The organism is Tateyamaria omphalii, from assembly GCF_019802125.1.
GTDB lineage: Bacteria > Pseudomonadota > Alphaproteobacteria > Rhodobacterales > Rhodobacteraceae > Tateyamaria > Tateyamaria omphalii_B.
This window is the reverse complement of record NZ_JAHVHT010000002.1, coordinates 348,312-361,445: the sequence shown is the minus strand read 5'-3', so window position 1 is coordinate 361,445 and position 13,134 is coordinate 348,312. Positions and strand designations below refer to the sequence as shown.

The following is a 13,134-nucleotide window of genomic DNA, read 5'->3' as shown; positions in this document are numbered from 1 at the left end:
GGCCAGTGTTAGGGTCACATTTCTAAGGGCCCCAGACATGGACATCCACAGCCGCCCCATCCTGATCTATCGCTGGATTGTGTTCCTGCTGGCGGCGGGCTACTGCCTTTACCAGATCATTGGCGGCCAATGGTCCGGACCGGGCGGCCCGTTCCGATACCTCACCATCTGGGCGCTGTTCCTGTCCTTCTACGCCGCCAGCCGAATGCTCGCGCTCAGCGAACACCGGATCACGCGGCAGCACGAGGTGACGGCGATGTGTGCTGCTGTGCTGAACGTGATGGTCGTGTTCCTCTACTGGCGGCTCTACCTGACCGACCCGTCACTGGTGAACGGCGGCGGCCCCATCGTCTGGTGGCTCGAATACTACCTGCACGCGCTCGGCCCCGCGCTCCAGATCATCGACGCCCTCTTCGTCGGCAAGGTCTTTCGCCGCGTCTGGCGCGCGGCCCTGCCTCTGATCGCAATCATCGCCGCTTACGTGGCATGGGCCGAGCTGTTCGTGCAACGGTTCAACACCAAACCAACAGGCGACGTCACCAGCGGTCTGCCCTACCCGTTCCTCAACTCCATGGAATGGGGCGACCGCGCCATGTTCTACAGCATCAACGGCGCAACGGCGCTCGGACTTCTGATGGCGTTCGGGAGCATCGGCGCCCTGATTCACCGCCTCTGGCCCCGTCAGGTCGCCGCCTGAACCAAAAAGATCCCCGCATACAGAATGCCGAAGGTCACAGCATAGCCCGCAAGCAGGAAATACCCGTCCCGCGTGACCAGACCAAAGGCAAGCAAAGCAACGGCGCCCGCACCAAAGGAGGTCATGAAGGGCAACAGCTCCAGAAACGGCCAGGTCAGCGGGATCGCCATGCAGAGCAGCAGCGCCACTTTGCGCAACGGGTTGCGCGCCAAAGGCCGCAGCCGCGGATGGGAATGGGTGTCAAACCAGGTCGCAGGGCGCCGCAACCAACTGGTGGCCACCTGCAGGCGCGCACGTGCCAAACGGCGTCGGCTCAGGAACCCGGGCAACCACAAATGCTTCCGACCCGCCAACGCCTGCCCAATCAGCAGGATCAACACGATCGCAGACAGCGTCGGCATTCCCGGAATGCCCGACAACGGTGACACCAGCAGGATCGACACCGCCAGCACGACCGGCATGATGGACCGTTCGCCGATCTCATCCAGTATGTCCTGCACGGACACGTCGTGGCCGTCGCCAGCCTCGTTCAGCGCATCAAGCAGGTGATTGAGCGTGCGCTCGTCATCAAGCGTCATTCCGGGTGCTGCAGCAAGGCTGCCAGTCCTTCCTTGTAAGTTGGATAGATCAGCTTCACACCCAACGCCTCCTTGATCCGATCGTTCCGCACCCGCTTGCTCTCGGCATAAAAACTCCGGGCCATCGGCGTCATTTCGGCCGTCTCGAAATCCTCAGCTGCGGGAATGGGCAGACCCAACAAATGGGCGGCATGTTCGATCACATCCTCCGGCGGGGCCGCGTAGTCATCACAAACGTTGTAGGCCGTACCGGGCGCAGGCCGCGCGATGGAGGCAGCGACGATCTGCGCGATGTCTTCCACATGAATGCGCGAAAACACCTGGTTCGGCTTGATGATGCGCCGTGCCGTGCCCGCCCGCACCTTGGCAAACGGGCCGCGACCGGGACCATAAATGCCCGCCAGTCGAAAGATATGCAGCGGCAGGTCGGGAATGGCGGCCCAGGCGGCCTCCGCCTCTTTCCGCCACTGCCCCCGGCGTGTCGACGGAACAAGGGGCGTCTCCTCATCCACCCAATCCCCACCATGATCACCATACACGCCAGTGGTGGACAGATAGCCAACCCACTCAAACTGCCCCGCACGCGCCGCAATCTGGTCGCCAACCTCACGCAAAACCGGATCACCATCAGCATCCGGCCCCGCCGAGATCAGCACATGCGTCGCTGCATCCATCGCCGCGCCAACATCATCACCGGGAAAGATCAGCGGTTCCACACCCGTGGCATTCAATGCTTCGGCCTTCTCCGCCATACGGGTCGTGCCGATCACGCGCCAGCCCTGCGGAATAAGCAGCGTGGTCAGCGCTTTGGCGGAGTATCCGTGACCAAAGGAAAGAAGTGTCTTCGTCATTCTGCATAGGTGGCGCGCCGGGGGACCATGCACAAGCCCCTTGCCAAGCTCAGCGCCACGCCGCCTAATCGCATCATGGCCAAAGACCCATCTCTCGACGCCGCCTACGCCCTCGAAACACCCGAGGATTCAAAACAGCTCTACGCAGCCTGGGCCGACAGCTATGACAGCGATTTCGCCCGTAACAGTGACTATATCCTGCACGAAGCAGTGGCGCGGCACTTCGTGAATATCGGCGGTTTCGGCCCCGTGCTGGATGTCGGCGCGGGCACGGGTCTGTGCGGCGCCGCCCTACGCGCCCGCGGGATCGAGGACATCGACGGCACAGACATCTCCGCCGACATGCTGGAGGTCGCAAAGGCCAAGGGCATCTACCGCACAATCCGCGTGGAAAACCTGTTTGACGGGCTGGCCACGCCCCATGGCCTCTACCAAGGGGCCGTCAGTTCCGGGACATTCACGAATGGGCATGTCGGGCCAGAGGGCCTGCATCCCTTGATCGCAGCGGTCAGGCTCGGTGGCCGCGTCGTCATCTCGGTAAACACTAAGCACTACGCCGCAGCAGGTTTCGAGCACCAATTAGCCGAATTAGAGACTGACATAGAAGACCTCACCACGACCGAGGTCGCCATCTACGGCCCCTCAGCAACTGGCGACCATGCCAAGGACACAGCACTGCTCGTCGCCTTCCGCCGGGCCTAGTCCTTGTCGAAAAACGGCGTCACCTGCGCCACGATCACTGCGTTCTCATCCAGTGCGCGCTGCATCAGCGCCCGTTCCTCGCTATCAATCTCATGCCCCTCGGCCAGTCGCTCATCCAGCGTGCCGTAGCCTGTCACATCCAGCGGCGCGGTATCGGCCTGCTTCAGCAACGCAACCGTCTCACGCACCGCCTCCGCCTCATCCACGCCAGACGCAAAACACATCAGCGCCGCCCCGGTCGCGCCATCAGGCAACCCATCTCCGGCCTTGCGCCCGATCTGGACCAGCAGGGTAAAGACTTGCTGCCGCGAGGCTGGCTTCGATTTTGATTTCTTGGTCTCGGACATGAAAAGGGCCGCCGCAATGTAACTGCGACAGCCCTAACCCAATTCATATCAAGGCGAAAGCGTCAGGCGCTGCGGACCGCGCGCCCGAGGGAGATCAGGATACACGCCCCCACGATCCCCGCGACCAGCTGCCCGATCCAACCGCCCAGCGTGGACCCGAACACAAAGGTCAAAATCGCGTTGAACACGATGGCGCCCAGAATACCCAGCACGATGTTCAACAGCAGCGAATGATCCGTCTTCATGATCTTCTCGGCGATCCACCCGGCCAAAGCGCCCACGATGATCGCCGCAAACCAACCCAATCCTGTCATCGGTATACTCCTATGTGCCTACCTGCACAGGCAACCAATGACAGGGCCGGTTCGTTCCAATCAGTCGCGCAACAGCTCGTTGATCGACGTCTTGGAACGGGTCTTTTCATCCACGCGCTTCACGATCACGGCGCAATACAGGTTCACACCATTTTTCGACGGCAGCGAACCGGCCACGACAACGGAACCGCTGGGCACTTCGCCATACATGACCTCGCCCGTCTCGCGATCCACGATCTTGGTCGACTGGCCAATGAACACACCCATGCCCAGAACCGACCCCTCACGGACGATGCAGCCCTCGACCACCTCGGACCGCGCCCCGATAAAACAGTTGTCCTCGATGATGGTCGGCCCGGCCTGCATCGGCTCAAGCACGCCGCCGATGCCCACGCCACCCGACAGGTGCACGTTCTTGCCGATCTGCGCGCAGGACCCAACCGTGGCCCATGTGTCCACCATGGTCCCTTCGTCCACGTAAGCGCCAAGGTTCACGAAAGAAGGCATAAGCACCACGCCCGGCGCGATGAATGCCGACTTGCGCACAACACAGTTCGGCACAGCCCGGAAACCGGCGGCCTGCCACTGGTTGTCGCCCCAACCCTTGAACTTGCTGTCGACCTTGTCCCACCAGCCGCCGCCTTGCGGGCCGCCATCCTGCTGTTCCATGTCCTTGATGCGGAAGCCCAACAGCACGGCCTTTTTCGCCCACTGGTTCACATGCCAGCTGCCGTCGCCCTGCTTCTCCGCCACGCGCAGGCTGCCGCTGTCCAGCGCGTTCAGCGTGTCCTCGATCGCCTCGCGGGTCTCGCCCGTCGTGGCGGGCGTGATGGTGTCCCGAGCCTCCCACGCGGCTTCGATGGCGGTTTCAAGCTGTGCGTTGGACATGACGGTCCCCCCTTCGGTGCAATCTGTTGCCGGTGCTATAGGCGGCAGCGCCCGCCGTTGCAATCGAACGGAGGTATTCCTGACTTGTTGCAAGGCCACCCACGGGCAAAGCTCTGCACCAGTCGCGCGTCAATTTTTCCGGCGCATCATGCGACATTTAAGGGAGGAATTTGAAATGACGCAGTCGTTGTTTCCATTGGCAGTGATCATCCTTGCCGGGTCACTGGCCGCGCTTCAGGCGCCGGTCAACGCCGCCCTCGGCGCCAGCCTCGGCTCCGGGGTCGCGGCGGCCACCATATCGTTCGGCGTGGGGTTCGTAGTGCTGCTCGCCATAATGCTGTCCTCGGGCGAGGCGGATCACCTCGGGCGGATCGCATCCGTGAACCGCTGGCTCCTGCTCGGCGGGCTTCTGGGCGCCTTCTATGTCTGGGCCATCTTGTGGACGATCCCGCTTCTCGGTGTGGTCACGGCAATCACCGCCATGATCCTGGGCCAGCTTGTTGTCGCCCTTCTGCTCGACGCCATCGGCCCCTTCGGCCTGCCCGTGCACGAGGTATCGCTGCCCCGCGTCTTCGGCGTCGTGCTGGTCGGAACCGGGCTTATCCTGTCCAAGATCTGATGCCAGACGCGGGCGCGTGGACAAAGCTGTGCCAACCTGCCACTAACTCGGAACCTTGCGCGACAGGAGCACACGCATGAAAGACGACCACCGCAGCCCGTTCCGCGATGCCTACACAGACCGCAAGGCGGTCGAAGGCGCACCGGACACGCCGCAAACACGTTCGCCCGCCTACGGTCTCGCCTTCGCGGATGAAGAGTTCCTGTGCCGCGACGAGCTGCGCCCGGTCAGGCTGCAGCTTGAACTGCTGAAGCCCGAGATGCTCATGAACGAACAGGGCATCGAAAGCACGATCGTCCTGTTCGGCGGCGCACGCATCCCCGACCCCAAAAACAAAAGCGAAGCGCGCACGCAGACGCTCGCGGACCTGTCGTCCTTCTATGACGAGGCGCGCGAGTTCTCGCGGCTGATGACGCTCAAATCCATCGAAACCGGCGGCACAGAAAACGTGATCGTCACCGGCGGCGGCCCGGGCGTGATGGAGGCGGGCAACCGCGGCGCGGTCGACGCAGGCGGCCAATCCATCGGGCTCAACATCGTGCTACCGTTCGAACAGGCCCCCAACGCTTATGTCACGCCCGACCTGTGCTTCAACTTCCACTACTTCGCCATCCGCAAGATGCACTTCCTGATGCGCGCCCGCGCGATCTGCGTCTTCCCCGGCGGTTTCGGCACACTGGACGAACTCTTCGAATCCCTCACCCTGATCCAGACGGGCCGAATGGAGCGTGTTCCCTTCCTCCTCTTCGGTAAATCGTTCTGGGAAAAGATCATCAACTGGGATGCGCTGTCGGACGCGGGTACCATCTCTGCCGACGATCTCGACCTCTTCCGCTTTGTCGACAGCGCACAGGAAGCGATCGAGGTCATCGACACCTGGGGCCCGACCGACAAGCGCGGCGAAGTGCCCGGCAGATAAATTTCGGAACCCTTGCCGCTCTGGCCCGTTGTGTCCCCGAACAGTTACTGAACCGGAGGGAACAATGGCACAGGCCAAGAACGGCAAGGCTGACACATCCGACGTGGCAGCACAGATCGAAACTATCAAATCCGACATCGCGGCACTGACCGCCCTTATGGGCGACGTCGCTTCGCAAAAGGCCGAAGGGGCCAAGGCGGAAGCCGCTGGCATGGCCGAAAAGGTCAAGCAAACCGCGGCTGATCAGGCAACGCTCGCACAACTGCGCGCGCAGGAAATGGGCGCGTCGGTGCGCACTGCCGCTGAAGATGGGTATGCCAAGACGGAAGATGCAATTCGCCAACAGCCAGCGATGGCCGTGGGGATCGCAGCCAGCGTCGGCTTCATGATCGGTCTCTTGGCGTCGCGCCGCGCATAATGCTGACGCAGATCAAACAGAATGTCGCTCAGACCGCCCAGCGCGCAGCGCTCGGGGGTTTGGGCGGCATTTGCCTTTTGGCCGGGGTCGGCTTCCTGACCGCGGCCCTATTCATGTACTTGCTCACGCAGACCGATCCGATCACCGCCTGCCTTATCATTGGTGGCGGCTTTTCCGGGCTCGGGCTGGTATTTGTCGGCCTGTCGCGTACCGGCAAATCATCACCACCGGCGGCGGTTGCAACAGCACAGGCATCGCCATCAGCATCGGCCATGACGCCAGTCATGCTGGCTTTCCTTGACGGTCTGCAGCAGGGCATGGCGGCCCGTCAGGCAGCCAAACCGGGCAGACCAAATTAGATCAGGCGGCCATCTCGGCGGGCAGTTTGCACACAGCCACATGATGCGGCAGCGTTTCCACAACGTCGCCCGTTTCAGTCTCGCGGATCGAATAGCCATAGCCGGCCAACCGGTGCTTCCACTCGCGACGCGACAGCGCCTGGCTGCGCTCGCGGTTCACCAGGTCCAGCACCTGCGCTTCGACAAACGGGTCGTTTCCAAAAATCATGGACATAATCGTCACTCCATTTCCTTTTCCCTGAGCCTGTCATGCCAAGGCACCGTGGCGCCATTGGTGCGCAAACGGGAAAAGATTGTGACGATTTCGAGAACAGTAGCCGCGGGGGCGCGGCATCAGACTGCCCGGATCAGTTCAGCCCTGCCTCGGCCGCGATCTCCTTGCGGCTTTTGCGGGCACGCTCGGTCGCCGACTTCAACTGCCCACAGGCGGCCAGAATGTCCTCCCCCCGCGGCGTGCGGATGGGCGAGGCATAGCCGGCCTGATAGATGATGTTGGCGAAGGCCCGGATACGGTTGTTCGACGACCGCTTGTAGGGCGCGCCGGGCCATTCGTTGAACGGGATCAGGTTGACCTTGGCGGGAATGCCCTCCAGCAGCGCCACCAACCGACGCGCATCCTCATCCGTGTCGTTTACCCCATCCAGCATCACGTATTCAAATGTGATCCGCTCCGAATTGCGACCGCGCGGATAGGCCTTCAATGCCTCCAACAACGCCTCGATGTTCCAGCGCTTGTTGATAGGCACCAGCTTATTGCGCACCTCATCCGTGGTGGCGTGGAAGGACACGGCCAACTGACACCCGATCTCGTTGGCCGTCCGCTCAATCTCCGGCACGACACCCGAGGTGCTCAACGTGATCCGCCGACGGCTGAGCTGAATGCCTTCCTCGTCCATGCAGATCTTCATCGCATCCCGCACGTTCTCGAAATTATAGAGCGGCTCGCCCATGCCCATCAGCACGATATTCGACAACAACCGCGTCTCATCCTTCGGCGCACCGGGCACCGGCCATTCATCAAGATCGTCGCGGGCCATCATCACCTGACCGACAATCTCGGCGGCGGTCAGGTTGCGCACCAGCTTTTGCGTGCCTGTATGGCAGAACGAACAGGTCAGCGTGCAACCCACCTGAGAGCTGACACACAACGTCCCCCGATCCTCCTCGGGGATATAGACAACCTCAACCTCATGCCCACCGGCAATGCGCACCAACCACTTGCGCGTGCCATCGACACTCACCTGCTTGGACACAACCTCGGGGATCTCGATGACAAACTTCTCGGCCAGTTCCGCGCGATACACCTTGGACAGGTTCGTCATCGCCTCAAAGTCGCGCACGCCCCACTGGTAGATCCATTGCCAGATCTGCCCCACCCGCATCTTCGCCTGCTTCTCCGGCGTGCCATGTGCAATCAACACCTCCCGCAATTGGGGACGGGTCAACCCGACAAGGTTCACGGGCCCCTCCGGCAGTTTCCGGGGAATCGTCAAAACATCCTGCGTGATCGGCGCGTCAGCCATGGCTCTATCCATCATTGGGGTGATGCGCCCCTATATAGGAAACCCGGCGACAATCAAAAGGATTCGCCCAGAACGAAAAGGGCAGCGGCCAAAACCACTGCCCTTCTTCTGGCTGAAAATACTTTCGGGCAGTTTGAGGGGCAGACAGCCCCTCATCACCAAAAATGAATCGCGCGCGCCGTCAGGCGCACATTTGGATCACTCCGCCGCCACCTTGGCTTTCGGCTCCCACGCAAACGGGGCAAAGGCCGCATCGGTCGGCGTCTCGAACAGCGCATTGGTAAAGTTCGACATCACCTTCTGCGCATAGATCAGGACCGTATCCAGGATCGCACGCTCGCCATAGCCCACCGCCTCAAAGGCCGCGATGGCCTCCGCGCCCGGACGTCCATGACTGTCCCGAATGGCCAATGTAAACGTCCGCAGCGCCTCCAGCTTCTCCGGCAACGGCGTCTCGTCACGCAGCGCGTTCACGACATCCTCGTCGATCTTCTCCATCTTCGCGATCCCCGTGTGGGCAGGCACACAATAGTGACATTGGTTCGCGACATTCACGGTCATCCAGACGACCGTCCGCTCTTCGGGGGTAAAAGCCGTGCCGTTGATCGCCAGACGATGCAGATGCTGATAGCCCTCGAGCAGACCGGGGCTTTCCGCCATCACGCCATGCAGGCTGGGCAACCGTCCAAAGGCCTTGATCGAATTCTCAAGCAGCGGTTTCGACGCCTCCGGCGCCGTGTCGAGGGTATGAACAGTGGTGGTGACCATGACGATCTCCTTTTCGGGGTTATGACCCGACACCACCTAGTAATGGACCGCTAAGTTCCAAACTGCCCGGATGCACAAAGGGGCCGTGCACCACTGCACAGCCCCTCTCACCTTCGTGATTTGCAATGACGGCAGCGTTACCCGCTGCAGCGCGCCTCGGCATCTTCCACAGCAGCCGTAAAGCCCAGCAGAGAGAACGTGTCCTTTGTCGTCGTCCCCCGGCTCGAAATCCCGGTGACCACCGCGTCGGCCCCACGCTTCATGGCCGTCACGATCTTGGCATCATCCGCCGGGGTCGCGGGCCAGGCCCACTCGCCTTCGGTAAAGAGCTCGAACTCGTTGCCGCCAATGTTGACGTTCACGGTTGATCCGGACCGGAACGGATAGCCCCCGGTAAAGGCCACCTGCCCCTTGGCATCCGCGCTCGGGCGGTAAAACACCATCAGCAGAATGTCACCACGGGTCGCCGCCACAACGCGGCCCTCACGGGTGTTGACCACTTCCTTGGGCGTCGCGACACCCCAGCATTCGGTCGGGTTGTCCTCGACAAACACGCTCCAGTCGGTCTTGGCCGCCACCCGGTTCGTGCTCTGCTCCTGCGCAAGACCGGCACCCGCCATAAGCGAAAGCGCGCCGACCGCTCCAATCATCGTCTTCGTAAATGCCATAGCCACAGCCTCCAAGCTGTTCGAAACCTCAATACCTGAACCGTCCCCGGGTGCGCCATTTTCAGCGCATTCTCTTGCAAGAGCGGTCTTTCTTCTCGACAAGTGGCACATTAGCGCGAAAGGCGCGACGCAGGAAAGATGAATTGGCGGGAAATCGCCAAGTTGTGAGGGAAAAGATGACGCATCCGGCACATGGCGCGGTGACACTGGCCGAAATCTGGCGCGGTCCGTTCCTCGAAAGCGCACATCAGGGCCACGCCGTCATCTGCGACGACACCGGCCAGATCGTCGAATCCTGGGGCGAACCCGGCACGGTTGTCCTGCCCCGCTCCTCCTCCAAAATGATCCAGGCCCTGCCCCTTCTGACAAGCGGCGCGGCCGCCGCCCACAACCTGACCCCAGAACACCTCGCCCTCGCCTGCGCCTCGCATCAAGGCGCACCGATCCACGTGGATAAAGTCGGCGCATGGCTCTCCGCCATCGGCAAAGAAGACGACGATTTCAAATGCGGCCCCCAGGCGTCCCGCGACCCCGACCTGCGCACCGCCATGATCAAATCCGATGAAAGCCCCTGCCGCATCCACAACAACTGCTCGGGCAAGCACACGGGCTTCCTCACCCTCGCCAAACACCTCGGCGCAGGCCCCGACTACGTCGACCCCGACCATCCGGTGCAGCGCGCCTGCCTCGACGCCTTCGAACGCACCACAAACGAAACCTCCCCCGGCTTCGGCATCGACGGCTGCTCGGCCCCCAACTTCGCCTGCACCCTGCACGGCATGGCGCGCGCCATGGCCCACTTCGCCGCCGCAGACCACGACAGTGCCGAAGGACAACTGCGCAACGCCATGACCCTGCACCCCGACCTCGTCGCGGGAGAGGGCCGCGCCTGCACCCGCCTCATGCGCGCCATGAACGGCAAGGTCGCAATAAAAACCGGGGCCGAAGCCTTCTTCATCGCCATCCTCCCCGAACAGCGCATGGGCGTGGCGCTCAAGATCACCGATGGCGGCACCCGCGCCGCCGAATGCGCCATCGCCCAGATCCTGGTCCGCCTCGGCGCGCTCGACCCCAACCACCCCGAGGCGCTGGCCTACACCAACGGCCCGATCAAGAACTGGGACGGCCTGAAAACCGGCCACATGCGCGCGGCCCCCACGCTCCTCTAGGGCGGAGGACACCTCCGCCTTACGCGCCACAAACCTGTTTCTTCTGACAAAAAATACGACGGGGGAGGCGCACAGCGCCGGGGGCAGAGCCCCCTACACGCTCACAAATTCAGACCGCGCATAGCCCTGCAGGTACAACAGCGCCGTCAAATCCCCGAAATTCACCCGCACATCGCACTGCGCGGCCACGGCGGGTTTCGCGTGCAAGGCCACGCCCATCCCGGCCCGCCCAAGCATCTTCAGGTCATTGGCCCCATCGCCAACGGCCAGCACATCCGCCTCGGCAATCCCCAACCGCGCGGTGATCTCTTCCAAAGCATCCACCTTCGCCTGCTGCCCAAGGATCGGCATACCCACTTCACCCGTCAGCACACCATCTTCAGCCAACAACGTATTAGCCCGGTTCTCATCAAACCCCAGCTTCGCAGCCACAGCAGAGGTAAAGGAGGTAAACCCACCCGACACCAGCGCGGCATAAGCGCCATGCGCCTTCATCTTCGTCAGCAAAACCGGCCCACCAGGCATCAATGTAATCCGCTCCTCCAGCACCTGCCCGATCACCGCCTCGGGCAGGTCCTTCAACAACCCGACCCGCTCCCGGATCGCCTCCTCGAAATCCAACTCACCGTTCATGGCCCGGGCGGTGATGTCCTTCACCCGGTCGCCCACACCGGCCACGTCGGCCAGTTCATCAATGCACTCCTGCTGGATCATGGTGCTGTCCATATCGGCCAACAGCATCTTCTTCCGACGACCCTCCATCGGCAGAATCACAAGGTCCACGCCCAGCTTTTGCAGGTCGCCCCAGACCTCCCACCGATTATCCGGCATCATCTCCAGCGAAAACGCCGCCGCCTCGTCTACGGCCAGCCACTGCACATCGCCACCGCCCCACGCATTGCGCAGATTATCGATCAGGGCAGGGTCGAGCGACGGCTTGGAGGGGTCTGTTAACAGAGTACAAACAAACATGAGGGTCCGTTTCCGATACGCGACGCAGATGTCGCAAAAAGTGGTTCAAGCGGCGCTATAGCCCCGGATTCCCGGTTGCACCACCCCGCAGACCCCCATACACGCGGCGGTGGGACACCCTTCCCCAACGAAGGGCGCATATCTGTAAGGATAACATCAGATGGCTACTACTGCTCCGGTCACGCGGCCGGCGAATCCGCGTTTTTCCTCTGGCCCCTGCGCCAAACCCCCCACCCATACACTCGCCGCACTCGCCGACGCGCCCCTTGGCCGCTCGCACCGTGCTGCCGAGGGCAAATCCAAGCTCAAGCAGGCGATTGAGGAAACGCGCGAGATCCTCGGCGTCCCCGCCGACTACAAGATCGGCATCGTCCCCGCCTCCGACACCGGCGCCTACGAGATGGCGATGTGGTCCCTGTTGGGCGAACGCCATGCCGAGATGGTGGCATGGGAGAGCTTCGGCGCAGGCTGGGTCACCGACGTGGCCAAGCAGCTCAAGATCGAACACACAGTCCACACCGCCGACTACGGGCAGATCGTGGATATGGCCGCCCTGAACTACGACCATGACGTCTGCTTCACCTGGAACGGCACCACGTCAGGTGTGCGGATGGCCAATGGTGACGCGATCCCGGCAGACCGCGCGGGGCTGACGCTCTGCGACGCAACCTCCGCCGCCTTCGCCATGGACCTGCCCTGGGACAAGCTGGATGTGACCACGTTCAGCTGGCAAAAGGTGCTGGGCGGCGAAGCAGCCCACGGCATGCTGATCCTCAGCCCCCGCGCCGTCGAGCGGCTGGAAAGCTACACGCCCCCATGGCCGCTGCCCAAAATCTTCCGCCTGACCAAAGGCGGCAAGCTGATCGACGGCATCTTTGAAGGGGCAACCATCAACACCCCCTCCATGCTCGCGGTCGAGGATTACCTGTTTTCCCTGAAATGGGCCCGCGAGGTCGGCGGCCTCCAAGGGCTGATCGCCCGCGCAGACGCCAACGCGCAAGCGGTCTTCGACTTCTGCGACCAGCAGGACTGGATCGACAACCTCGCCACCGACCCGGCGACACGGTCCACAACCTCCGTCTGCCTCAAATTCACCGACGACCGCATCACCGACGGCGCAGCCTTTGCCAAGGCCATCGCCAAGCGGCTCGCAGATGAAAACGTGGCCCTCGACATTGGCGCCTACCGCGACGCCCCTCCGGGCCTGCGCATCTGGTGCGGCGGCACGGTCGAGACGTCAGACATCGAAGCAATGCTGCCCTGGCTCGCCCACGCCTTCGAGACCGAAATCAACGCCTGACGGCACAGCCCCCTTCTTCTGACCCCAAATACGATGGGGGAG

General features: G+C 62.4%; 18 protein-coding genes. 8 read left to right on the top strand and 10 right to left on the bottom strand.

All coding sequences use genetic code 11. The annotated features are described in order from the left end of the window. Window positions 1-37: 37 nt before the first annotated feature. Window positions 38-697, top strand: a complete 660-nt coding sequence (locus KUV51_RS10760; RefSeq protein ID WP_222521630.1) for an androgen-induced gene 1 family protein — start codon at window positions 38-40, stop codon at window positions 695-697. Here KUV51_RS10760 and KUV51_RS10755 read toward each other — a convergent pair. Continuing rightward, window positions 682-1,275 (bottom strand): exopolysaccharide biosynthesis protein, encoded by a 594-nt coding sequence (locus tag KUV51_RS10755; protein WP_222521629.1) that lies wholly within the window; start codon window positions 1,273-1,275, stop codon window positions 682-684. The two genes, KUV51_RS10760 and KUV51_RS10755, sit on opposite strands and share 16 nt — an antisense overlap. Beyond that, on the bottom strand, window positions 1,272-2,126 hold the full coding sequence (locus KUV51_RS10750) for an SDR family oxidoreductase (RefSeq protein ID WP_222521628.1): 855 nt from the start codon (window positions 2,124-2,126) through the stop codon (window positions 1,272-1,274). The genes KUV51_RS10755 and KUV51_RS10750 overlap by 4 nt, the downstream gene beginning before the upstream one ends. A gap of 27 nt (window positions 2,127-2,153) precedes the next feature. On the opposite strand from KUV51_RS10750, the gene KUV51_RS10745 reads away from it, so the two are divergent. Further along, the gene (locus tag KUV51_RS10745; protein ID WP_261385773.1) at window positions 2,154-2,828 is read left to right on the top strand and encodes a class I SAM-dependent DNA methyltransferase; all 675 of its coding nucleotides are present in this window, start codon (window positions 2,154-2,156) and stop codon (window positions 2,826-2,828) included. On the opposite strand, the gene KUV51_RS10740 is transcribed toward KUV51_RS10745, so the two are convergent. The 3 genes from KUV51_RS10740 to dapD form a co-directional block, all read right to left on the bottom strand. Further along, a complete protein-coding gene (locus KUV51_RS10740; RefSeq protein WP_222521627.1) occupies window positions 2,825-3,175 on the bottom strand; it encodes a hypothetical protein in 351 nt (116 codons plus the stop codon). The two genes, KUV51_RS10745 and KUV51_RS10740, sit on opposite strands and share 4 nt — an antisense overlap. Window positions 3,176-3,237: 62 nt before the next feature. After that, window positions 3,238-3,489: a GlsB/YeaQ/YmgE family stress response membrane protein gene (locus KUV51_RS10735; RefSeq protein ID WP_222521626.1), complete on the bottom strand. Its 252-nt coding sequence runs from the start codon at window positions 3,487-3,489 to the stop codon at window positions 3,238-3,240. A 60-nt stretch (window positions 3,490-3,549) separates the two neighbouring features. Further along, complete coding sequence (gene dapD / locus KUV51_RS10730; protein ID WP_222521625.1) at window positions 3,550-4,377, bottom strand: 2,3,4,5-tetrahydropyridine-2,6-dicarboxylate N-succinyltransferase; 828 nt, start codon at window positions 4,375-4,377, stop codon at window positions 3,550-3,552. Window positions 4,378-4,552: 175 nt separating this feature from the next. On the opposite strand from dapD, the gene KUV51_RS10725 reads away from it, so the two are divergent. From KUV51_RS10725 to KUV51_RS10710, 4 genes are all read left to right on the top strand, one after another. Further along, a complete protein-coding gene (locus KUV51_RS10725) occupies window positions 4,553-4,996 on the top strand; it encodes a DMT family transporter (RefSeq protein WP_222521624.1) in 444 nt (147 codons plus the stop codon). A 76-nt stretch (window positions 4,997-5,072) separates the two neighbouring features. Further along, complete coding sequence (locus KUV51_RS10720; RefSeq protein ID WP_222521623.1) at window positions 5,073-5,915, top strand: TIGR00730 family Rossman fold protein; 843 nt, start codon at window positions 5,073-5,075, stop codon at window positions 5,913-5,915. 64 nt (window positions 5,916-5,979) lie between these two features. Continuing rightward, complete coding sequence (locus KUV51_RS10715; protein WP_222521622.1) at window positions 5,980-6,333, top strand: YqjD family protein; 354 nt, start codon at window positions 5,980-5,982, stop codon at window positions 6,331-6,333. Next, on the top strand, window positions 6,333-6,692 hold the full coding sequence (locus tag KUV51_RS10710; protein WP_222521621.1) for a phage holin family protein: 360 nt from the start codon (window positions 6,333-6,335) through the stop codon (window positions 6,690-6,692). The genes KUV51_RS10715 and KUV51_RS10710 overlap by 1 nt, the downstream gene beginning before the upstream one ends. Window position 6,693: 1 nt before the next feature. On the opposite strand, the gene KUV51_RS10705 is transcribed toward KUV51_RS10710, so the two are convergent. From KUV51_RS10705 to KUV51_RS10690, 4 genes are all read right to left on the bottom strand, one after another. Continuing rightward, entirely contained in the window at window positions 6,694-6,906 is a 213-nt protein-coding gene (locus tag KUV51_RS10705) for a hypothetical protein (protein WP_222521620.1), read from the bottom strand. A 133-nt stretch (window positions 6,907-7,039) separates the two neighbouring features. Beyond that, the gene (rlmN, locus tag KUV51_RS10700) at window positions 7,040-8,215 is read right to left on the bottom strand and encodes a 23S rRNA (adenine(2503)-C(2))-methyltransferase RlmN (RefSeq protein WP_222521619.1); all 1,176 of its coding nucleotides are present in this window, start codon (window positions 8,213-8,215) and stop codon (window positions 7,040-7,042) included. Between the two features lie 198 nt (window positions 8,216-8,413). Further along, window positions 8,414-8,983, bottom strand: a complete 570-nt coding sequence (locus KUV51_RS10695) for a carboxymuconolactone decarboxylase family protein (RefSeq protein ID WP_222521618.1) — start codon at window positions 8,981-8,983, stop codon at window positions 8,414-8,416. A gap of 137 nt (window positions 8,984-9,120) precedes the next feature. Further along, the gene (locus KUV51_RS10690) at window positions 9,121-9,651 is read right to left on the bottom strand and encodes an invasion associated locus B family protein (protein ID WP_222521617.1); all 531 of its coding nucleotides are present in this window, start codon (window positions 9,649-9,651) and stop codon (window positions 9,121-9,123) included. A 176-nt stretch (window positions 9,652-9,827) separates the two neighbouring features. Here KUV51_RS10690 and KUV51_RS10685 point away from each other — a divergent pair, with 176 nt between their 5' ends. Beyond that, on the top strand, window positions 9,828-10,820 hold the full coding sequence (locus KUV51_RS10685) for an asparaginase (protein WP_222521616.1): 993 nt from the start codon (window positions 9,828-9,830) through the stop codon (window positions 10,818-10,820). Window positions 10,821-10,913: 93 nt separating this feature from the next. Here KUV51_RS10685 and serB read toward each other — a convergent pair whose 3' ends face one another. Continuing rightward, complete coding sequence (gene serB, locus KUV51_RS10680) at window positions 10,914-11,792, bottom strand: phosphoserine phosphatase SerB (RefSeq protein ID WP_222521615.1); 879 nt, start codon at window positions 11,790-11,792, stop codon at window positions 10,914-10,916. A gap of 160 nt (window positions 11,793-11,952) precedes the next feature. Between serB and KUV51_RS10675 the strand changes: the two genes are divergently transcribed. Continuing rightward, window positions 11,953-13,092, top strand: a complete 1,140-nt coding sequence (locus KUV51_RS10675; protein WP_222521614.1) for a phosphoserine transaminase — start codon at window positions 11,953-11,955, stop codon at window positions 13,090-13,092. Window positions 13,093-13,134: the final 42 nt, after the last annotated feature.

Bases quoted from the DNA above. Each gene is read 5' to 3' on its own strand.
- KUV51_RS10760 (WP_222521630.1), top strand. From the start codon at position 38: ATGGACATCCACAGCCGCCCCATCCTGATCTATCGCTGGATTGTGTTC.
- KUV51_RS10755 (WP_222521629.1), bottom strand. From the start codon at position 1,275: ATGACGCTTGATGACGAGCGCACGCTCAATCACCTGCTTGATGCGCTG.
- KUV51_RS10750 (WP_222521628.1), bottom strand. From the start codon at position 2,126: ATGACGAAGACACTTCTTTCCTTTGGTCACGGATACTCCGCCAAAGCG.
- KUV51_RS10745 (WP_261385773.1), top strand. From the start codon at position 2,154: ATGCACAAGCCCCTTGCCAAGCTCAGCGCCACGCCGCCTAATCGCATC.
- KUV51_RS10740 (WP_222521627.1), bottom strand. From the start codon at position 3,175: ATGTCCGAGACCAAGAAATCAAAATCGAAGCCAGCCTCGCGGCAGCAA.
- KUV51_RS10735 (WP_222521626.1), bottom strand. From the start codon at position 3,489: ATGACAGGATTGGGTTGGTTTGCGGCGATCATCGTGGGCGCTTTGGCC.
- dapD (WP_222521625.1), bottom strand. From the start codon at position 4,377: ATGTCCAACGCACAGCTTGAAACCGCCATCGAAGCCGCGTGGGAGGCT.
- KUV51_RS10725 (WP_222521624.1), top strand. From the start codon at position 4,553: ATGACGCAGTCGTTGTTTCCATTGGCAGTGATCATCCTTGCCGGGTCA.
- KUV51_RS10720 (WP_222521623.1), top strand. From the start codon at position 5,073: ATGAAAGACGACCACCGCAGCCCGTTCCGCGATGCCTACACAGACCGC.
- KUV51_RS10715 (WP_222521622.1), top strand. From the start codon at position 5,980: ATGGCACAGGCCAAGAACGGCAAGGCTGACACATCCGACGTGGCAGCA.
- KUV51_RS10710 (WP_222521621.1), top strand. From the start codon at position 6,333: ATGCTGACGCAGATCAAACAGAATGTCGCTCAGACCGCCCAGCGCGCA.
- KUV51_RS10705 (WP_222521620.1), bottom strand. From the start codon at position 6,906: ATGTCCATGATTTTTGGAAACGACCCGTTTGTCGAAGCGCAGGTGCTG.
- rlmN (WP_222521619.1), bottom strand. From the start codon at position 8,215: ATGGCTGACGCGCCGATCACGCAGGATGTTTTGACGATTCCCCGGAAA.
- KUV51_RS10695 (WP_222521618.1), bottom strand. From the start codon at position 8,983: ATGGTCACCACCACTGTTCATACCCTCGACACGGCGCCGGAGGCGTCG.
- KUV51_RS10690 (WP_222521617.1), bottom strand. From the start codon at position 9,651: ATGGCATTTACGAAGACGATGATTGGAGCGGTCGGCGCGCTTTCGCTT.
- KUV51_RS10685 (WP_222521616.1), top strand. From the start codon at position 9,828: ATGACGCATCCGGCACATGGCGCGGTGACACTGGCCGAAATCTGGCGC.
- serB (WP_222521615.1), bottom strand. From the start codon at position 11,792: ATGTTTGTTTGTACTCTGTTAACAGACCCCTCCAAGCCGTCGCTCGAC.
- KUV51_RS10675 (WP_222521614.1), top strand. From the start codon at position 11,953: ATGGCTACTACTGCTCCGGTCACGCGGCCGGCGAATCCGCGTTTTTCC.